The sequence below is a fragment of the Paracoccus stylophorae genome (assembly GCF_028553765.1).
Lineage (GTDB): Bacteria > Pseudomonadota > Alphaproteobacteria > Rhodobacterales > Rhodobacteraceae > Paracoccus > Paracoccus stylophorae.
The window spans coordinates 295,660-315,353 of the sequence record NZ_CP067134.1; the positions used below are offsets into that span (position 1 = coordinate 295,660).

Consider the following 19,694-nt stretch of genomic DNA (forward strand, 5'->3'; position numbering starts at 1 on the left):
AACACCGCGCTACGACCTGTCCGCGTTTCGGTTCGACCGGTTCCGCCCGGCCCTCTGGTGATTACCCGCCCCCTCGCCACCAGCAAGCTAAGGCCCCGGCGGCGATGGACCAACCGCAGCCGGCGACCCGTGCGACGTTCCCGTTCGCCGGGCGTGATGCGGCCTCCGGGGGTCGACTTGCCCGCCGCTGCTGTTGCAACGCCAACCAGAAGTTATCCGTCAGCCAAATCGCCGAGCTGTGTCCGAAGCCAACCTCACCGACCACGACAAGCCGCACGGCCGGCGTTTTTTCCGTTCTCACAACTCCCCGCACGACAATCCGCGCGCGCGGCTTTCGATCAGCCCGACCGCCGTGGCGATCCGGCTTTTGCAGATCGAGCCATAGCCCAGTCGGAAGAACGGGCAGGGTGCGGGCGGGTTTTCGAAGAAGACCGCGCCGGGTTCGATCAGCACACTGTCATGCTCAAGCCGTGCCGCCAGCACCTCGCTGTCGCTGCCCTCGGGGCCGCAGACCCACACGCTTGAGCCGCCCGAGGTGGGAACGCCCGCGATCCGCAGCGACGTCCGGTTCAGCGCCTGTTCCAGGATTTCCCGCCGGGCTTGCAGGGTTTCGCGCAGCCGCACGATATGGGCGTCGTAATGGCCAAGCGCCAAGAAATACGCGGTGATGCGCTGCAGATGGCTGGGCGGGTGACGCAGCATGATCGACCGCAGCGCGCGCGCCCGTTCGATCAGCGCCGCAGGCGCGACCATGTAACCGATGCGCAGTCCCGGAAACAGCGACTTGGAGAAGCTGCCCAGATAGATGACGCGGCCCGAACGATCCAGCGATTTCAGCGCCGGTTCCGGCGGCGACAGATACGACATCTCGAAATCGTAATCATCCTCGACGATCAGGAAATCCTGCGTCCCGGCCATGGCGATCAATTCGCGCCGGCGCGACAGCGGCATGGTGGTGCCGGTGGGGATGTGGTGGCTGGGCGTGATCGCCACCAATCGCGTGTTTTGCGGCAGATCGGCGGGGTTCAGCCCCATCTCGTCGACCGGCAGGAACGTCGTCGGGCTTTGCGCGCGGCGCAGCGTTTCGGCGAAATCGGGATAGCCCGGCTCTTCCATGACCGCCAGACGGTCGGCGCGGGCCAGCAGTTCGACGGTCAGATACAGCCCGTTCTGCGCCCCCATCGTCACCAGAACCTCATCGGGCCGCGCCATGATCCCGCGCCGCTGCAAGGTGTTGGAACAGATGTAATCGACCAGCAACGGATCGTCCGCGCGATAGCGGTCGGCCGCCAGATCGGGAAAATCGCGGCTGCCCAGGGCGCGGCGCGCGCAATCGCGCCAGGCGCCGTGATCGAACAGCGTCTCATCCGCCTGTCCGAAAATGAACGGATAGCGATAGTCGCGCCAGTTCGCAGGCTTCTGGATCACCCGTTTCGGAAGATCGTGGTCCGACAGCCAGTCGCCCCAATCCATCGGCTTTTCGTCGCCGGAGGGCTGGATCGGCTGCAATCGGCGATGCGGCACGGTCGCGGCCACGGCGACGCCCGATCGCGGGATCGTCTCAAGATATCCCTGGCTGACCAGATCCTGATAGACCAGCGTGACCGTCATCCGGGACATGCCCAAAGCCTCGGCCATCCTGCGGCTGGAGGGCAGGCGCGATCCCGGTCCGGCCCGGCTTTCCAGAATCGCCCGCACGATGGCTGCGGCCAGACGCCCCTGCAGGCTCGGCGCGTCGTCCTCGCGCAGATAGATCGTCTCGACTGGGATCCGGCGCCGCATCTGGACCTAACTTTGCCTCTAACTGGACATATCCTTTGACGTCGCGTCAGGCAATGGTGCGCGGCGAGGCGACCGCCGGGAATCGCGGCGCCGACTGACTATCAGGGAGGATAGACATGAATTTCACGACCCGTTTGCTGACCGGTACCGCCGTCACGCTGGCGCTGGCGCTGCCGGCCGCCGCTGTCGAGTACAAGATCGCCGTGGGCGATGGCGCCGGCGGCACGCAAGAGGCGCTTGGCAAGGCGTTCGTCGCCGCGCTGGAAGAACAATCCGGCGGCGAAATGACCGCCAAGCTTTTCGTGAACGGCCAGCTGGGCGACGAACAGGACACCGTCAGCGCCGCCGCCACCGGCACGCTGGATTTCTCGATCCTGGCGATCAACAACATCACGCCCTTCTCGCCGTCGGTGGGGACGCTGACGCTGCCCTATGTCATCCTCAGCCAGGATGACGCCGAAAAGATCACGCAGGGCGAGGTCGGCCAGCAGATGATCGACCAGACCATCGAGGATGCCGGTGTGCGCATCATCGGCTGGGGCTATTCGGGTTTCCGCGTGCTGACCAACTCGAAAAAGCCGGTCTCGACGGTCGAGGATCTTCAGGGACTGGTCATCCGCGTCCCGAAGAACGAGATCATGATCGAAACCTATAAAAGCTGGGGCATCAACCCGACGCCGATGGCCTGGGGCGAAACCTTCGCCGCGCTTCAGCAGAAGGTCGTGGACGGGCAGGACAACCCCTACATGACCGTCTATGCGATGAAGTTCGACGAGGTTCAGAAATACATCACCGATCTGCACTATCTGTTCTCGATCGAGCCGCTGATCATCAGCGAGGCGCTTTTCCAGGACCTCAGCGAAGAGGAACAGGCCCAGGTGCTGGCCGCGGGCGAAGCCGCCACCAAGGCATCGGCGGAATTCCTGCGCACGGAAGAAGCCAAGATCCGCGATGAGCTGGTCAGCCGCGGCATGGAAATCACCGAGCCCGCGAGCGACGAGCAAGAGTTCATGGATCTGGCCACCGCGGCCGTCTGGCCGCAATTCTACGACCAGATCGGCGGGAAAGAGGTGCTGGACAACGTCCTGACCTCGCTGGGCCGCGAACCCGCGGCAGAGTGATCGCGACTGCGCGCGGCCCCGCGCCGCGCGCAGTCTTCCCCGACCGTCCGTCCCGCCACGTTTCACCGGAGGCCGTCGATGCCCGCGCTCTGGTCCTTTCTGGACAAGTTCGAAAGCCATGTCTGCCGCATCCTGCTGGCCGTCTTCGTGACGCTGCTGTTCGTGCAGATCGTGGCCCGCCAGATCTTCGGTTTCTCGATCACCTGGATCGAGGAGCTTTCGGTCATCCTGTTCGTGTGGTTCGCCTATTTCGGTGCGTCCTATGCGGCGCGCATGGCCGCGCATAACCGGGTGACGTTCCAGTTCAACACCCTGCCGCGCGGCACCGCCCGCATCATCGAGGCGATCGGCGATCTGTTCTGGATCGGCTTCAACCTGGTCTTCATCTGGTATTCGATCGAATTCATCAGCCGCCTGAAGCCCTTCGTGAAGGCCCAGACCCTGGGTTGGGAAATGCGCTGGGTCTATCTGGTGCTGCCCATCGCCTTCATCCTGATGACCCTGCGCATCCTGCAGGTCAACTACATGAAGCTGGTCATGGGCATCGACCCGCGCGACCCCGACAAGGTCGAGGTCGAGGACATGCTGGAGCTTGCCGAAGACGAAAAGCGCGCCTTCGAGCAACAGGAGCACAAGAAATGAACGATCTTCTGATCGAAATCCTGTTCGGCTCGTTCTTTGCGCTGATGCTGCTGGGGGCGCCGATCACGGTGGCGCTGGGCGTGTCGTCGCTGTTCGCGATGTTGTATCTGGGCGACAACCCGATCAAGATGGTGCAGATGGCGTGGTCCTCGGTGGGTTCGTTCCCGCTGATGGCGCTGCCCGCCTTCATCCTGGCCGGCGCGCTGATGGAGGCCGCAGGCCTGTCCCGCCGGCTGATCAACGTGGCCGAAAGCCTGGCCGGGCCGTTCACCGGCGGGCTGTCGGCGGCCACCGTCATGGCTTGCCTGTTCTTCGGCGCGATTTCCGGGTCCGGTCCCGCCACGACCGCCGCTGTCGGCATGCTGATGATCCCGGCGATGGTGCGGCAGGGATACGGGCCGGGCTATGCGGCATCCGTCACCGCAGCCGCGGGCGGGCTGGGCATCATCATCCCGCCCTCGATCCCGATGGTCATCTACGGCATCTCGGCCATGGGCCTGCAAGCCCCGCCCGAGGCGGTCGAGGCGCATGGCGTGTTCCAGTCCGTCTCGATCTCGAAGCTGTTCATCGCCGGCTTCTTCCCCGGCGTGGTGATGGCGGGCGGTCTGCTGGTCATGAACTATGTCCGCTGCCGGATGCGCGGCTTTCACGGCTCGTCCGAGCCGCTGTCGCTGCACAAGGTGGCCTGCGCCTGCTATCAGGGCTTCTGGGCGCTGCTGGCCCCGGTGGTGATCCTGGGCGGCATCTATTCCGGCTTTTTCACGCCGACCGAGGCCGCCATCGTCGCGATCTTCTACACGCTGTTCGTCGGCGGGGTGATCTATCGCGAACTGGATCTGGGCGAGATGATCAAGTCGCTGGACACGACCACCTGGCTGGCCGGCCGCGTCCTGCTGGTGCTGTTCACCGCGACGATCTTCGGCCGCATCCTGGTCGAGAACAACGTCCCCGGCGTCATCGCGGGCGGCATCCTGTCGCTGACCGACAACCTCTACATCATCTGGGCCATGGTGATCGGCCTGTTGCTGATCGTCGGCATGTTCATGGAAACGCTGGCGGCGATCATGATCCTGGTCCCGGTGATGCTGCCCGTGGCCTACATGATGGGCATCGACCCGATCCATTTCGGGATCGTGATGATCTGCACCCTGTCCGTCGGCTTCCAGACGCCGCCGCTGGGCGAGAACCTGTTCATCGCCTCGGGCATCTCGGGCGTGTCGATCGAACGGATCAGCCTGCGGGCCATCCCGTTCGCCATCGCCTCTGTCACCGCCATCTTCATCATCGCCTCATTCCCGGAAATCGCCCTGTGGCTGCCCCGGATGATGGGCTACTAAGCAAGGAGAATACGCATGTCCCGCAAGCTGACCGCCGACGATCTCAAGTCGACATTCGATGCCTTCAACCGCCACGACATTGACGGCGTGATGACCCATTTCGCCGATGACTGCGTGTTCTACACCGTCGCGGGCGAAAACGAATACGGCAACAAGATCGAAGGCAAGGACGCCATCGCCAAGGCTTTCGAAGGCGTGTGGACGGCGATGCCCGACGTCCAGTGGGCCGATCACAGCCATTTCCTGTCCGAAGACGGCAGCCGGGGCGTGTCGCAATGGACCTTCCGGGCGACCAATCCCGACGGCACCCGGACCGAGGTTCAGGGCGTCGACCTGTTCCGCATCAAGGACGGAAAACTGGTCGAGAAACAGGCGATCCGCAAGCAGCGGCCTCCGGTTCCGGCAAAGTAAGGCAGGGCCATGAAGACCATTGAAAAGCGCCCCGGATCGGTGCCCTTCGATCCGCATTACGATCCGATGACGGCCCGCGACCTGGGACCGAAAAGCGACTATGCGCCGACCTACTGGATCGGCACCGCCGGCCCCGCACCCCAGGATGACGGCCCCGTCACCGGTGACATGGATGTCGACGTCGTGGTCATCGGGTCCGGCTATACCGGCCTTTCGACCGCCATCCACCTGGCCAAGATGCACGGCATCAAGGCCACCGTGCTCGAGGCGAACGGCGTCGCCTATGGCTGCTCCACCCGCAACGGCGGACAGGCGCAGATCAGTTCCGGCCGGCTGAAGCGCAGCCAGTGGATCAAGCGCTGGGGCCTTGACGTGGCCAAACGGATGCACGCCGAGGTGGTCGAGGGCTTCGACCTGTTCCGCGGCCTGATCCGCGATCACGACATCGCCTGCGAACCGCAGGATGGCGGCCATTACTATATCGCGCACAAGGCGTCGATGATGCCGACGCTGGAATCGGAATCGGCGCTGCTGAACGACACGTTCGGCTATGGCTCGAAGATCCTCAGCCGCGACGAGGTGCACGAGACCGTCGCCCGCGACATGGAGGCGCACGGTGCCATGTGGGAACCCGACGGTGTCGGCATCCACGCGGCCAAGCTGGCCTTCGGCTATCTGCGGGTGGCGCGCGAATTGGGCGCGACCGTTTACGTGGACAGCCCGGTGCGGGGATGGACGCTGAAGGACGGCGTGCATCATCTGCGCACGCCGGGGGGCACCGTGCGCGCCCGCCGCGTCGCGGTGGCGACCGCGGCCTATGCGCCGCGCACGCTGCATCCGCGGCTGAAGGACCGGCTGATGCCGATCATGTCCAACAGCCTCGTCACCCGCGTCCTGACCGACGACGAACTGGCCGCCATCGGCATCCGCAAGCTGTCGCCGCTGACCGACACCCGCACGCTGCGCCACTATTACCGGCTGCTGCCCGACAACCGGATGCAGATCGGCTCGCGCGCGGCGATCACCGGGCGCGACGCGGCCAATCCCGCGCATCTCAAGGCGCTGCGCGACGGCCTGACCCGGAAATTCCCGGCGCTGCGCGATGTCGAACTGGACTACAGCTGGTGGGGCTGGGTCGATGTCAGCCACGACATGATGCCCCGCATCACCGGCCTGCCCGACCTGCCCGGCGCCTTCTATGCGCTTGGCTATGGCGGCAACGGCGTCATGTATTCCGCCATGGCCGGCCGCCGGATGGCGCAGATGATCGCGGGCGAGGCTGCGCCCGACCTGCCGATCTTCAACTGCGAACTGCCCCACGAAGGCTGGAAGACGCCGTTCCGGCGGCTGGGCCAACGCGGCCTCTATCACCTCTACCACTTTCGCGACGAACGCAAATAAGGAGCGACGCAATGAAAATGACGACCGAAGAAGCCTTTGTCAAAGTGCTTCAGATGCACGGCATCGAACATGCATTCGGTATCATCGGATCCGCCATGATGCCCGTGTCCGACCTGTTCCCCAAGGCGGGCATCACCTTCTGGGACTGCGCGCATGAAACCAATGCCGGTCTGATGGCCGACGGCTTCACCCGCTCCTCGGGCAAGATGTCGATGGCGATCGCGCAGAACGGTCCCGGCGTCACCGGCTTCGTCACGCCGATCAAGACCGCCTACTGGAACCACACGCCGCTGCTGCTGGTGACGCCGCAGGCCGCCAACCGCACCATCGGTCAGGGCGGCTTCCAGGAGATGGAGCAGATGCGCCTGTTCGCCGACGCCGTCGCCTATCAGGAGGAAGTCCGCGACCCGGCCCGCATCCCCGAGGTGCTGAACCGCGTCATCATGCAGGCGTGGCGCAACAGCGCCCCGGCGCAGATGAACATCCCGCGCGATTACTGGACCCAGGTGATCGACGTCGATCTGCCGCAGATCGTCGCCTTCGAACGCCCGGCAGGCGGCGAAGAGGCGGTGGCCGAGGCCGCGAAACTGCTGTCCACGGCCAAGTTCCCGGTGATCCTGTCGGGGGCCGGTGTGGTCCTGGCCGACGCGATCCCCGATCTGGTCAAGCTGGCCGAGCGTCTGGACGCCCCCGTCGCCTCGAACTATCAGCACAATGACAGCTTCCCCGGCTCGCACCCGCTGGCCGTCGGCCCGCTGGGCTATAACGGCAGCAAGGCGGCGATGGAACTGATCGCAAAGGCCGATGTCGTGCTGGCGCTGGGCACCCGCCTGAACCCGTTCTCGACCCTGCCGGGATATGGCATCGACTATTGGCCGAAGGACGCCAAGATCATCCAGGTCGATATCAACGCGGACCGGATCGGGCTGACCAAGAAGGTCACGGTGGGCATCCAGGGCGATGCGGGCAAGGTCGCGCGCGGGATTCTGGCCAAGCTGGATGACAGCGCGGGCGATGACGGCCGCAAGGACCGCAAGGAACTGATCGCACAGACCAAGTCGCGCTGGGCGCAGGAACTGTCCAGCCTCGATCACGAACAGGACGATCCCGGCACCGAATGGAACGCCGAGGCGCGCGAGCGCGATTCCGACCTGATGTCGCCGCGTCAGGCATGGCGCGCGATCATGCAGGCGGTTCCGGAAGACGCCATCGTGTCGTCCGACATCGGCAACAACTGCGCCATCGGCAACGCCTATCCCACGTTCGAGCAGGGCCGGAAATATCTTGCCCCCGGTCTGTTCGGTCCGTGCGGTTACGGCTTCCCGGCCATCCTGGGCGCCAAGATCGCCAACCCCGACACCCCGGTGGTGGGCTTTGCGGGCGACGGCGCCTTCGGCATCTCGATGAACGAGATGACGGCCTGCGGTCGCGACGACTGGCCGGCGATCACCATGGTGATCTTCCGCAACTATCAGTGGGGCGCGGAAAAGCGCAACACGACGCTGTGGTATGACAACAACTTCGTCGGCACCGAACTGGATCGCGATACCAACTATGCCGAGATCGCCAAGGCGTGTGGCGTCCACGGCGTGCAGGTGCGCGGCACCGAGGAACTCACCGAGGAGCTGCACAACGCCATCGAACGGCAGATGAAGAATGGCGAGACCACCTTCATCGAGGTGCTGCTGAACCAGGAGCTGGGAGAGCCGTTCCGCCGCGACGCGATGAAGAAGCCGGTGCCGGTCGCCGGTATCGACGCGGGCGACATGCGCCCGCAGCAGGGCGCGGCCTGACCCGGCCCGGCCCGGCGGCCTGACCGCCGGGCCACACCACCCGCAGGAGAGTTCCATGTCCAGCATCGCCACCCGCTTCGGCGGGGCCGAATGGCTGCGCCCGATGTTTCCGGGCTTTGCCGTCTCGGCTCTCGTTGCCGCCACCGCGCAGTTCCTGTCGGAACATTACGGCGCGCCCGCCATGCTGCTGGCCCTGCTGCTGGGGCTTGCGCTGAACTTTCTGTCCGAGGCGGGCACCCGCACCGCCCCGGGCATCGACTTCACCGCCCGCACGGTGCTGCGGCTGGGCGTCGCGCTGCTGGGCGCGCGGATCAGCGTGGACATGCTGGCGCAGCTGGGCGGGCCGGCGATCGCACTGGTCATCGGCGGCGTGATCCTGACCATCGCCTTCTCGCTGCTGGCCAGCCGCTTCGTCGGACGCAAATGGCGTTTCGCGCTGCTGACCGGCGGGTCGGTTGCGATCTGCGGCGCCTCGGCCGCGATGGCCATCGCCGCCGTCCTGCCCCGGCACGAGAAATCCGAACGCGATCTGGTCTTTACCGTGCTGTGCGTCACGGTGCTGTCCACGGTGGCGATGGTCCTTTATCCGATGCTGGCGCAGGTCTTCGACTTCAACGCCCGCGATTCGGGCGTGTTCCTGGGCGGCACCATCCACGACGTGGCCCAGGTCGTCGGCGCGGGCTTTTCCATCAGCCCCGAAACCGGCGAAACCGCCACGCTGGTCAAGCTGATCCGCGTGTCGATGCTGGCCCCGGTCGTGCTGTGCTTCTCGCTGGTGATCCGGCAGATGGGCTTGGCGGATGAGCGTGTGGGCGGCAAGAACCCGCCCTTGATGCCGGGCTTCGTCATCGGCTTCCTGATCCTCGCGGCGGTAAACTCGTTCGGCCTGATCCCGGCCATCGTGTCTGATTGGGCCGGGTCGCTGTCGCGCTGGGCGCTGCTGATCGCCATCGCCGCGGTGGGCATCAAGACGTCGCTGGGCCGCATGCTCGAAGTCGGGGCCGGGGCCATCGTGCTGATCGTGGCGGAAACCGTCTTTCTCGGCGTCTTCATCATCGCCGGGCTGCATTTTCTGGACTGAGCGGTGGGGTCCGCCGCGCAACGTTCGCAAGCGGTGTACGCGCTGTGCACGCGCGGTGCCCGTGCGGTGGACGCATCGTGCAGCCCGAAACCCGGCATTTGCAGGGGTTTCGCCCACCCGCCCCGCCACGCCGTGCACAGGCAACGCGCGCAGCCGTTGCGCAACCCCGAAAGGTTCGTCACATGAAGCCGCTCGATCGCATCTTCGACACCGCCCGCGCCAATCCGCGCCGCATCATCCTGCCCGAGGGCGACGATCTCCGCGTCGCCGAAGCCGCCGCCCGGCTGACCGACGAAAATCTGGCGCGCGTGGTGCTGATGAACGGTCCCGACATTCCCGGCGTCACTGCGCTGAATCCTGCCGAAGCGCCTGATCTGGTTGAACTTTCGACCCATTGGCACCAGATGCGGGCGGCCCGCGGCATGACCGCCGAACGCGCCCTGATCGAGATGCGCGACCCGATCCGCCAGGCCGCGATGCGGGTGCGTCTGGACCAGGCGGACGGCACCGTGGGCGGCGCGGTGGCGACCACCGCCGACACCGTCCGCGCGGCCCTGCAGATCATCGGCAAGGCCCCCGATGCGGGCATCGTCTCCAGCTTCTTCCTGATGCTGTCCCGCGGCCCCGAGGCCCCGTTCCAGGGCGGCATGATCTTCGCCGATTGCGGTCTGGTCATCGAACCAGCCGCCATCGATCTGGCCGCCATCGCCCGCTCGGCCGCCGCCTCCTGCCAGCAATTGCTGAACGAAAAGCCACGGGTCGCGCTGCTGTCATTCTCGACCGCGGGCTCGGCCGAGCACCCCAGCCTCATGCGCATCCGCGAGGCGCTGGCCCTGATCCGCGCCGCCGATCCCGATCTGGAAGTCGACGGAGAGTTGCAGTTCGATGCGGCGCTGGACGAGGCGATCCGCGCCAGGAAGGCCCCCGACAGCCGCCTCTCGGGCCGCGCGAACGTCTTCGTCTTTCCCGATCTCGCGTCGGGCAATATTGGCTACAAGATCGCGCAACGCCTCGGCGGCCTCACCGCCATCGGCCCGATCCTGCAAGGCCTGGCGAAACCCGCCAACGATCTCTCACGCGGCTGCACCCCCGACGACATCATCGCGGCCACCGCCGTGACAGCGGTTCAGGCGGGCAGCAACGACGCGCGGTCTTCGTGACCGGCGATGAGCGTGCGCGTCGTCTTACGCTCAAGTGGGCATCCACCTCATGCGATGCAGTATGGCGACGATGCGGCGCGCCAAGGCGACCATGACCCGCCTGTGGCCTGGCGTTTCGCGAGTGCAGACCAACCAAAGGGCCAACACTCTTTGACGAGATGAAGCGGGCCGGATCATCAATCGCCGACCTGTAAGTCAGCGCGACGAGGTTCACAATTCCGGCCGTGTCATCAGCCTGCAGATTGCACCGTCTTGTGCCAGATGCCGCACCGTCCGTGCACGGGGCGTACACAGGTGGCGCGCGGTTGTTCAACGGATCGTCCACGGACCCGGTCGGGCGGCGGCAGCGGTGTTAGCCTTTGTTGCCGTCGCCAGCCGTGCCGTCGCCCTCCGCGTCGTCATCCATGTTCGAGACGCGCTGATCGGGGTCGGGGCGCTCGTCGGCCAGTTTCTCGCGGGCCGAGGCTTCGCCTGCCTCGCCGTCGCCGGGGTCGTGGTTGGCGACGTGTTCGTGGCGCTGTTCGTTCTGAACGTGGCGGCTGTCCAGCCCGCGTTCGCGCGAATGGCGCGAGGTGTCGCGGTTCGACAGGATCTCGTTGTCGGGCAGCTGGTCGGTGGTGGGGGCCATGCCTCCGCTGCCGTCGCCCTTGCCCTGATCCTGCTGACCGGGGCCGAATTTCTTGCTGCTTGCGTTGGCCATGATCGCTCCTTTCCATGGGGTTCGCGAGTCAACCTGCGGCGGGCGCTGGCGTTCCATCGGCGGGCGCGAGAAGCGGGATTTGCGCAGGTTTTTGTGGCGGGCGGATCGGCGGGGTTCGTCCGACGCGCGGCCATGGGGGCGGCGGGAAACCGCCGGTCGGCGCGCCGTCGCGGGCGGCAGGGGATCGCGGGTCGGCATAGCAGCCTATCGCCGCGTTAACTTTTCGCCTATAGCGTCGGCATTGCGGCCCGATCCGGGCGGGTCGGGGGGTCCTGCCCCTTTGCGCGGCAGACGGTCCCCGGCCAGAGCGGTGATGATGAAGCACGACCAGAAGTTCGGTGGATCGCGGCTTTACCGGAAGTTCCTTGATCTTCCGGGCCGTTCCCCGCGTCGCGATATCGAGGATTTTCGCGCGGATCTGCTGGCCCGGCGGCTGCTGCCGCACCGGGTCGGGTTCGCGCGCCGCAATCTGCAGACCTCGTTTTCGGCCAACCTGCCGCGCCTGTTTCCCCACCTGATCGCCGTGGATGAGGACGGGATCGACGGCGATGCGCCGGTGCTGCTGTATGGCGCGGTCATGGACGATCTGTCGAAATCGCATGTCAGCACCCGGGCGCTGTTGCCGCATGTGCGGCCCGATGACGATGTGCTGTTTTTCGAGATGGGGTTTCTGGCCTCGGCCACGAGCTGGTCCGAGGGGCAGGCGTCGCGCGATCCGAACCAGGCCTGTCTGGGCTATGTCTTTGACGATCGGGCGCAGTATTACATGTCCGATCACGAAACCCGTCTGGATGAGCGGCTGAACGGCGAGACCGTGCTGAGCCCGGCCGAGCGGGCGCGGGCCGACCGGGCGATGCGGCGGATCGTCGAGGCGCGAATCTCGAAATACAATTCGCAGCCGTTCTTCCGGCCTGACGTGTCGCCCGACCATGCGCGCCGGGTTCTGGTGGTGGATCAGAACTTTTCCGACGCCTCGAACTTTTACGGCCGGGCGGGGGCGGCGGATTTCAAGGCCATGCTGGACGCGGCCATCGCGGAAAATCCGGATGCCGAGATCCTGGTCAAGACGCATCCCGACCTGAACTGGGTCAAGGGGGGGGCTCGGCGCGGCTATTTCGATCACATGACGTCGCAGGGGCGGGTGCGGATCGTGCGCGATGCGGTCAATCCGTTCGAGATGTTCGATCTGGTGGACACGGTCTATGTCGGCACCAGCGGCATGGGGCTGGAGGCGCTGCTGGCCGGCAAGCGGGTCGTGTGTTTCGGGGCGCCCTGCTATGCCGGGTGGGGGCTGACGGATGACCGGGCGCATGTGCCGCATCGCCGGCGCCGCCGCGACCTGACCGAGTTCTTTCACGCCTTCTATATCTGGTACACGATCTATCATCTGCCGCAGGGCGAGGTGCCCGCGCAGATCGAGGATGTGCTGGATTTCATCGAAACCCATCGCCCGGTGCGGCCGATCCCGGCCGAGGCGGCGCCGGTGCCCGAGGTGTCGATCATCGTGCCGGTGCACGGGGTGGAACGCTTCGTCTCGGAATGTCTGGGGTCGATCCAGCGGCAGACGCTGAGCGATTTCGAGGTCATTGTCATCGACGATGTCAGCCCCGACCGTTCGGCCCGGATCGTTCAGGGGTTCTGCGACCGCGATCCGCGCTTTCGCCTGATCCGGCGCGACGAGAATGCGGGTCCGGGTTTCGTGCGCAACCAGGGGATCGAGATGGCGCGCGGGCGTTACGTGCTGTTCATCGACCCCGACGATTACATGCCCGATCCGGCGCATCTGGAACGGGTGGTCGGCATGGCCGATGCCGATGGCGCGGACATGGTCCGCTTTCGCAAGCGCCACGAGCAGGTCGAGGATCGGGACGGCCGCGTGTTGCAGATGCGCCGCGACGCCACCGAAGCCTATTTCCCGGCCGAGATCCGCGCCACCTCGCTGGAACGCCATCATGCCATCGCCCATTCGCGGCATTTCTGGAACTGGCTGTATCGCCGCGATTTCCTGAACCGCCGGCAGATCCGGTTTCTGACCGCCTATCGCGAAGAGCGGGCGTTCCTGGTGCAGGCCTATCTGGCCGATCCGGTGATCTCGATCTGCGACAGCGACGGGGTGGTGTATCGCATCCGGCCCGAATCGGCGGTGCGCCGCGCCCAGACCATGAGCGATGTGCGCGACCAGCTGCAGAATTTCGATCTGGTGGTCGGGCGGCTGGCCGAGGCCGGGGCGTTCGATCCCGCCTCGCCGCATTGGTGGCTGGCGCGGTTTCAGGTGTCGCAATTCCTGCATTACCTGTATTTCGGCTTTGCCTGGAAGACGGCGCGGGCCGAGGGTGCGGCGGATGAGTTCCTGGACCGGCTGGCCGCGACGCTGCGCCGCGCCGGGGTCGGGTCGCGCGATGTGATCCGCGATCCGTCGCAACTGTCGCAGCAGCATCTGCATGCCAGCGCCTATGGGCTGCTGCTGGCGGCGACGCGGGCGGGGCGCGCGGATCTGGTCGAGACCGCGCTGGGGCTGATCCCGGTGCCGGCGGACCGGCTGTATGCCGAGTTGCTGGAAGAGCCGCAGACCGGCGAGGCGCGCGATCTGCAACGCGCGCTGAACCTGTATGCGCGCAACGACCGTGTCGGGCCGCCGGAGGTGGCGGTCGCGCCCGCGTCGCAGCGGCCGCGGCTGATCCTGCATCTGGGATCGACCAAGACCGGCAGCACCTATCTGCAACATCTGCTGGAGGAGAACCGCCCGCAGCTGCTGCGCGAGGGGATCTGGTATCCCGAGACCGGGCTGTTCTGGCAGGCGGCCCGGCCGCACAAGCAGGCCGGGCACGCCCGCTTCATGGAGGCGGCGGCGTCGGGCGAGGATCGCCTGCGCCAGCATATCCTGACCGGGCTGGCGCTGATGCCGGGGCGCATCCACACCATCGTGCTGTCGTCCGAGGCGTTCTTTCTGAACGACAAGGCGCTGGCGCTGCCGGAGTATTTCCACGATTTCCCGACCGAGATGGTGGTCTATCTGCGCCGGCAGGACGAATGGGCCAACTCGCAATATGCCGAGTTCGTGGCGGGCGGGGCGATCAATGCCACGTCCTCCAGCTTCAACGCCTGGCTGGCCGAGCGCGGGACGCGGAAATGGCTGGATTACGACCGTCTGATCCGCGCATGGGAAAGCCGGCTGCCGCGCGACGCGATCCATGTGCGCCGCTATCTGCGCCGGCGCGGCGAGGGCTGGAACATCGTCGAGGATTTCGCGCAGACCGTGGGGCTGCCGCAGATCGCGGCGCTGCCCGCGCCCTCGCAACAGCAAGGCAACGACGCGCAGCTGTCGGCGGCGCATGTCGAGTTGATCCGGCAGTTCAACAAGCGGCCATTTGCGGGCAAGCAGGCCTATCTGTCCTTCATCGACGAGGCCGTCAGCCGGCTGGCGCAATGGCGGCGCGAACGCGATCTGCCGATGCCGGGACCGTGGTTTCTGGACCAGGCGCGCGCCGACCGGCTGATGGCGGACGCGGCCACCGGCAATGCCCGGATCGCGCGCGATTATTTCGCGCAGGCGGGGGAAGACCTGTTCCCCGACCGCGCCCCCGCCCCGCCCGACTGCCCGGTCCATCTGGCCGAGTTCGAGATCGTCGAAAGCGCCTATGCCAACCGCCGCCGGGCCGGACGCGCCGGGACCAGAGGCGGGATCGTCAATTTCGGGCCGTTCGGCTGGCGGCTGTGGTCGTCGATCCCGCTGCTGGCGATGGCCTATCGCAGGCGGGGCCGGGCCGATCTGGCGCAGGAGCTGACCGACGATCCGATGGGCTTTGCCCGCGCGCACTGGCTGGGGCGGCATCCCCGGCTGCGCTGGCTGGCCTATTCCGACGGCGACATGCTGGGGCCGGGGCGCGTCCTGCGGCTTTGGGTGCCGGTGCTGCGGCCGGTCGTGCGGCTGAAGGGCGGCGCGCCGGCGGCCGAGAGGCTGAACGCCGAGCCGGTGGGCTTTGTCCGCAGCCTGAGAAACCCGGTCGCGCGCGCGGTGGGGCGGCTGCTGTTTCCGATGGGAGAACGAAGCTGACGCGCAAGCACTCGCACCCGGCGCAGCCGGGGTTGTCCGGCGGACATAAACGCCGGATCGTCGCGCTTGAGGTGCCCGAAGCCTGGTTCCGCAACCCCGATGACGGGCCGCGGCACCGGCAGTTCTATGCCAGCCTGCTGGCCGCGCTGGCCGAGATGCGGGTTCTGGTCGATCCGATCTGGCTGCCGCGCGGGGCCGACCGGGCGCCGCGCCGCGCCCCCTGCGGCAGTCTTGTCATCAGCTTTCATTCGCATGGCGAGGCGGGCAATGTCCTGCGCTGCAAGGAAGCCTATGTCCCGCCCTATTACACGATGGACCGGATGGGCTATGCCTGCTTTTCCGAACTGGGCCGGTTTCCCGACCGCTTCCGCGACGAGATCGCCCGGCAGGACGACGCGGCGGCGCAGGCATTCCTGGACGCGCTGGCCGCCGATCTGCGCCGCACGAACCAGTCGAAATACCCGCAGCCGCCGTCGCAGCCCTGCGGGCTGGGCGAACGCCATGTCTTCGTGCCGTTGCAGATGCAGAACGATTCGGTCGCGCAGGCCCAGTGGCTGGACGTGCCGCAGGCGCTGGAGACGATCATCGCGGGGGCGCGCCAGCGCGGGCTGAAAACCGTGATCAAGCGGCATCCGCGCTGCCACAGCCCCCGGATCGCGGAACTGGTGGAAAGGCTGCGCGGCGATCCCGATGTGATCGTCTCGACCGCGTCAATCCACGATCTGATCCGGGATGCGGAACTGGTCGTGGGCGCAAATTCGGGCGCCATGTTCGAGGCGCTGCTGTTCGGCCGGCCGGTCATCGCCTTTGCCGGTTCGGATTTCGGGCTGGCGGTGCAGCAGGTGCGCAGCGCGCGCGATCTTGCCGCAGCCGTCGCCGCACCGGCCCCGCCCGACCCGGCATGGCGGCGGAAATTCCTGTATTGGTATCTGACATCCTATTGCGTGCGCGCCGACGACACGCTGGCGATCCGGCGCCGGATCCAGGCGTTCGAGATCGAGCGGCGGACCGGCCCCGTCTCGCGCCGCGCCGCGCGGCTGAGCCTTTACGGCTATTCGATCTGGGACCGGGTCAAGAAACGGCTGTTCTGAGGGCGCGCGCGGCCCGGGCGGGCGTCAGCTGTTCAGCAGATCGCGGTGATAGCGCGTCAGAAACGCCAGACCGATGCCCAGCAGCACGAATCCCACCCCGAACACATAGGCCGGGCTGACATAATCGCCGGCATAGGACGGATAGAAGGATTTGCGCATCTGCCCGATCACATGGACCAGCGGGTTGAACCACAAATAATACTGGAACGGCTGCGGCACGTCGTCATAGATGAAGAAGATGCACGAGACCAGAAACAGCGGCCGGTTCAGGATCGCCCACGCGAATTGCCACCACGGGAAGGCGGTGAACAGAAAGCAGTTCATCGCCCCCACCCCCAGCGCAAAGACCAACGCCATCGCCAGCGACAGCACGATGCCCAGGATCTGCGGATCGGTGCGCGTTTCCTGCGTGAAATAGATGACGGTGAAGATCAGATAGGCGACCATCACCTGCGTCACCAGATTGAAGAACGCGCGCGCCAGGAACGCATCCATGAAGGTGACGGCCGGATAGGCCAGAAGCGGCTTGGAATACTGGATCGCGGCGGCCGTCTTGCCCGAAATGCTGAGATAGAACAGGAACGGCACCAGCCCGGTGGCATAGAAGATCGCGAAATTGGTGCCGACCGAGGGCGACCGGAACCCCAGCGAGAAGATCGCGGTCAGAAGGATGATGCCGCCCACGGGTTCGGCGATGGCCCACAGAAATCCGTTGGCCGAGCGGCCGTTGGTCGTCGCCATCTCGCGCAGCACCAGCGCCGAGATGGCGCGCAGGCTGGCAAAGCTGCGCTGCTTGTGCACCGGGCGCAGCGCGGGGTTCATCGGGGGATGGGGAGAATCGGTCATGTCGTCTGTCCGGCGTGGATGCGGGGAACCACGATCTTGTCAGGGATCGGTGCTGGCACCATCCGCCGCGCTTATGTATGACAAGCGCCAGAAGATCAACTCTCACCTCGGGTATCCGCGCGCATGACCGCCCAGAAGAACGTCTCGAAACCCCTGGCCCCGGATCAGGACGAACCGGCCGCCGTGCAGGGACCGCGCCGCCCGGCGCTGATCCAGCCGGAGGCGGCGGAGGCGGCGGCGCAGCCTGCGGGCGGCGAGGGTCGGGCGGCGTCCGCAGATCGCAAGGACGCCGGGACCGGCGAGGCCGGCCAGGCGGCGCGCGCGCAACCGGCCGAGGCGACGCCCGAAGGCGACGCGGCCCTTCCTGCGGGCGGTGCCGGGCCGGGCAAGGGTGCGGCCAAGGGACCGGGCAAAGGTCCGGGCAAGGGCAAGGGCGGCCGGCCCAAGCCGCGCCGCAACGCGCCCCAGCCGCCGGTGCGCCCGACCGCCGGCAAGGCCAGGCTGCGCCGCCGGCATGTCGCCCTGATGCTCAGCTTTCTGCTGGTCGTCGTGGCGCCGGTCGCGGCGTCGGGATGGTATCTGTGGGCGCGCGCCGTCGATCAATACGCATCCTATCTGGGATTCTCGGTGCGCAGCGAGACCGGGGCCGGCACCAGCGAATTGCTGGGCGGCCTGACCTCGCTGGTGGGCATGACCAGCAATTCCAGCACCGATACCGACATTCTTTACAAGTTCATCCAGAGCCACGACCTGGTCGAGCGTGTGGACGAGCGGCTTGACCTGCGCCGGATCTGGTCGAAGGCGCCGGGCGATCCGATCTTCGGCTATACCGGCAACGAATCGCTGGAAGACCTGCTGAGCGAGTGGGAACGCAAGGTCCGCATCTATTACGACGACGGCATGATCGATCTGCGCGTTCTGGCCTTCGATCCGCAGGACGCGCGCGCCATCACCCAGGCGATCTTCGACGAAAGCACGCGGATGATCAACGAGCTGAACGATATCGCGCGCGAGGATGCGCTGCGATATGCGCGCGACGATCTGGCCGAGGCGCTGGCCCGGCTGAAGGCGGCGCGGCAGGACATGATGGCGTTCCGCAACCGGCATCAGCTGGTCGATCCGTCCGCCGACGTGCAGGGGCAGGTGGGCGTGGTCACGTCGCTGCAACAGCAGCTGGCCGAGGCGCTGGTCCAGCTTGGGCTGCTGCGCGCCAACGCCCAGCCCGGCGATCCGCGGATCGAGCAGGCCGAGCTGCGCATCGGCATCATCCGCGACCAGATCGACGAGGAGCGGCAGAAATTCGGGTCGGAAACCGCCACCGGCGAGGCGCTGTCAGAGGTGGTGGGGCAGTTCGAATCGCTGACGGTCGATCGTGAATTCGCCGAACGCAGCTATACCGCGGCGCTGGCGACCTATGACACCGCGCGGGCCGAGGCGTCGCGGCAGTCGCGCTATCTTGCGGCCTATGTCAAGCCGACGCTGGCGCAGGAATCGAAATATCCCGAACGCGGCAAGCTGTTGCTGATCATGTCGGGCTTCCTGCTGATTCTGTGGATCATCGGCGTTCTGATCTTCTACAGCCTCAGGGACCGGCGTTGATCAGGCTGCAGAATCTGACCAAGACCTATGTGCTGGAGGGGCGACGCAAGACCGTTGCCCGCGACATCACGGCGGTCTTTCCGACCGGGGTGTCGGTCGCGTTGCTGGGGCGCAACGGGGCGGGGAAATCGTCGCTGCTGAAGATGATCTCGGGCGAGATGCTGCCGACCTCGGGCGAGATTTTGTCGGACGGCACGATCAGCTGGCCGGTCGGATTCGCCGGGTCGTTCCACCGCGAATTGTCGGGCGAACAGAATTGCCGCTTTCTGGCGCGGGTCTATGGCATCGACACCGACGAGATGGTGGCCTTCGTCAAGGATTTCGCCGAACTGGGCGATCATTTCCAGCTGCCGATCCGCACCTATTCGTCGGGGATGAAGGCGCGGCTGGCGTTTGGCGTGTCGATGGCGGTGCCGTTCGACACCTATCTGGTGGACGAGGTGTCGGCGGTGGGCGATGCGGCGTTCAAGTCCAAGTCGAACCGGGTCTTCAACGAACGGATGGCGAAATCGGGCGCCATCGTCGTGTCGCATTCGATGGGAATGCTGCGCAAGACATGTCAGGCGGGCGCGGTGCTGGAGGATGGCCGGCTAAGCTATTACCACGATATCGAGGATGCGATCGAACAGCATCTTGAGAACATGCGCCGCCGTGCGAGATAACGCGCGGCTTGCCG

15 protein-coding genes are annotated in these 19,694 nt (G+C 66.3%); 12 read left to right on the plus strand and 3 right to left on the minus strand.

All coding sequences use genetic code 11. The features are described from left to right. Window positions 1-297 precede the first annotated feature (297 nt). The gene (gene pdxR, locus JHW45_RS01450; protein ID WP_272859195.1) at window positions 298-1,782 is read right to left on the minus strand and encodes a MocR-like pyridoxine biosynthesis transcription factor PdxR; all 1,485 of its coding nucleotides are present in this window, start codon (window positions 1,780-1,782) and stop codon (window positions 298-300) included. A gap of 116 nt (window positions 1,783-1,898) precedes the next feature. On the opposite strand from pdxR, the gene JHW45_RS01455 reads away from it, so the two are divergent. The 8 genes from JHW45_RS01455 to JHW45_RS01490 all read left to right on the plus strand — a co-directional run bounded on the left by JHW45_RS01455 (window position 1,899) and on the right by JHW45_RS01490 (window position 10,728). Next, on the plus strand, window positions 1,899-2,903 hold the full coding sequence (locus JHW45_RS01455) for a TRAP transporter substrate-binding protein (RefSeq protein ID WP_272859196.1): 1,005 nt from the start codon (window positions 1,899-1,901) through the stop codon (window positions 2,901-2,903). A 78-nt stretch (window positions 2,904-2,981) separates the two neighbouring features. Then, window positions 2,982-3,545: a TRAP transporter small permease gene (locus JHW45_RS01460; protein WP_272859197.1), complete on the plus strand. Its 564-nt coding sequence runs from the start codon at window positions 2,982-2,984 to the stop codon at window positions 3,543-3,545. Continuing rightward, window positions 3,542-4,882, plus strand: coding sequence for a TRAP transporter large permease (locus JHW45_RS01465; RefSeq protein ID WP_272859198.1), 1,341 nt, complete (start codon window positions 3,542-3,544; stop codon window positions 4,880-4,882). Before JHW45_RS01460 ends, JHW45_RS01465 begins: the two co-directional genes overlap by 4 nt. Window positions 4,883-4,897: 15 nt before the next feature. Further along, entirely contained in the window at window positions 4,898-5,293 is a 396-nt protein-coding gene (locus JHW45_RS01470) for a nuclear transport factor 2 family protein (protein WP_272859199.1), read from the plus strand. Between the two features lie 9 nt (window positions 5,294-5,302). Next, complete coding sequence (locus JHW45_RS01475) at window positions 5,303-6,694, plus strand: NAD(P)/FAD-dependent oxidoreductase (RefSeq protein ID WP_272859200.1); 1,392 nt, start codon at window positions 5,303-5,305, stop codon at window positions 6,692-6,694. A gap of 11 nt (window positions 6,695-6,705) precedes the next feature. Beyond that, entirely contained in the window at window positions 6,706-8,487 is a 1,782-nt protein-coding gene (gene xsc / locus JHW45_RS01480) for a sulfoacetaldehyde acetyltransferase (protein ID WP_272859201.1), read from the plus strand. A gap of 55 nt (window positions 8,488-8,542) precedes the next feature. Then, window positions 8,543-9,568, plus strand: coding sequence for a YeiH family protein (locus tag JHW45_RS01485; RefSeq protein WP_272859202.1), 1,026 nt, complete (start codon window positions 8,543-8,545; stop codon window positions 9,566-9,568). A 182-nt stretch (window positions 9,569-9,750) separates the two neighbouring features. Next, complete coding sequence (locus JHW45_RS01490; protein ID WP_272859203.1) at window positions 9,751-10,728, plus strand: phosphate acetyltransferase; 978 nt, start codon at window positions 9,751-9,753, stop codon at window positions 10,726-10,728. Window positions 10,729-11,080: 352 nt separating this feature from the next. Here the strand turns inward: JHW45_RS01490 and JHW45_RS01500 are convergent, their stop codons facing one another. After that, the gene (locus JHW45_RS01500; RefSeq protein ID WP_272859204.1) at window positions 11,081-11,428 is read right to left on the minus strand and encodes a hypothetical protein; all 348 of its coding nucleotides are present in this window, start codon (window positions 11,426-11,428) and stop codon (window positions 11,081-11,083) included. Window positions 11,429-11,741: 313 nt separating this feature from the next. On the opposite strand from JHW45_RS01500, the gene JHW45_RS01505 reads away from it, so the two are divergent. Both JHW45_RS01505 and JHW45_RS01510 read left to right on the plus strand, forming a co-directional pair. Then, a complete protein-coding gene (locus tag JHW45_RS01505; protein WP_272859205.1) occupies window positions 11,742-15,482 on the plus strand; it encodes a glycosyltransferase in 3,741 nt (1,246 codons plus the stop codon). Window positions 15,483-15,514: 32 nt separating this feature from the next. After that, window positions 15,515-16,573, plus strand: a complete 1,059-nt coding sequence (locus tag JHW45_RS01510; protein WP_272859206.1) for a capsular polysaccharide export protein, LipB/KpsS family — start codon at window positions 15,515-15,517, stop codon at window positions 16,571-16,573. A gap of 24 nt (window positions 16,574-16,597) precedes the next feature. Here the strand turns inward: JHW45_RS01510 and JHW45_RS01515 are convergent, their stop codons facing one another. After that, window positions 16,598-17,419, minus strand: coding sequence for an ABC transporter permease (locus tag JHW45_RS01515; protein ID WP_272859207.1), 822 nt, complete (start codon window positions 17,417-17,419; stop codon window positions 16,598-16,600). 123 nt (window positions 17,420-17,542) lie between these two features. Here JHW45_RS01515 and JHW45_RS01520 point away from each other — a divergent pair, with 123 nt between their 5' ends. Both JHW45_RS01520 and JHW45_RS01525 read left to right on the plus strand, forming a co-directional pair. After that, on the plus strand, window positions 17,543-19,018 hold the full coding sequence (locus tag JHW45_RS01520) for a KpsE/RkpR family capsule polysaccharide export protein (protein ID WP_272859208.1): 1,476 nt from the start codon (window positions 17,543-17,545) through the stop codon (window positions 19,016-19,018). Further along, a complete protein-coding gene (locus JHW45_RS01525; protein ID WP_272859209.1) occupies window positions 19,015-19,680 on the plus strand; it encodes an ABC transporter ATP-binding protein in 666 nt (221 codons plus the stop codon). The genes JHW45_RS01520 and JHW45_RS01525 overlap by 4 nt, the downstream gene beginning before the upstream one ends. Window positions 19,681-19,694: the final 14 nt, after the last annotated feature.

Coding starts and splice junctions, on each gene's coding strand:
- JHW45_RS01490 (WP_272859203.1), top strand. CDS start 9,751: ATGAAGCCGCTCGATCGCATCTTCGACACCGCCCGCGCCAATCCGCGC.
- JHW45_RS01470 (WP_272859199.1), top strand. CDS start 4,898: ATGTCCCGCAAGCTGACCGCCGACGATCTCAAGTCGACATTCGATGCC.
- JHW45_RS01500 (WP_272859204.1), bottom strand. CDS start 11,428: ATGGCCAACGCAAGCAGCAAGAAATTCGGCCCCGGTCAGCAGGATCAG.
- xsc (WP_272859201.1), top strand. CDS start 6,706: ATGAAAATGACGACCGAAGAAGCCTTTGTCAAAGTGCTTCAGATGCAC.
- JHW45_RS01475 (WP_272859200.1), top strand. CDS start 5,303: ATGAAGACCATTGAAAAGCGCCCCGGATCGGTGCCCTTCGATCCGCAT.
- JHW45_RS01460 (WP_272859197.1), top strand. CDS start 2,982: ATGCCCGCGCTCTGGTCCTTTCTGGACAAGTTCGAAAGCCATGTCTGC.
- JHW45_RS01505 (WP_272859205.1), top strand. CDS start 11,742: ATGATGAAGCACGACCAGAAGTTCGGTGGATCGCGGCTTTACCGGAAG.
- pdxR (WP_272859195.1), bottom strand. CDS start 1,782: ATGCGGCGCCGGATCCCAGTCGAGACGATCTATCTGCGCGAGGACGAC.
- JHW45_RS01485 (WP_272859202.1), top strand. CDS start 8,543: ATGTCCAGCATCGCCACCCGCTTCGGCGGGGCCGAATGGCTGCGCCCG.
- JHW45_RS01455 (WP_272859196.1), top strand. CDS start 1,899: ATGAATTTCACGACCCGTTTGCTGACCGGTACCGCCGTCACGCTGGCG.
- JHW45_RS01515 (WP_272859207.1), bottom strand. CDS start 17,419: ATGACCGATTCTCCCCATCCCCCGATGAACCCCGCGCTGCGCCCGGTG.
- JHW45_RS01465 (WP_272859198.1), top strand. CDS start 3,542: ATGAACGATCTTCTGATCGAAATCCTGTTCGGCTCGTTCTTTGCGCTG.
- JHW45_RS01520 (WP_272859208.1), top strand. CDS start 17,543: ATGACCGCCCAGAAGAACGTCTCGAAACCCCTGGCCCCGGATCAGGAC.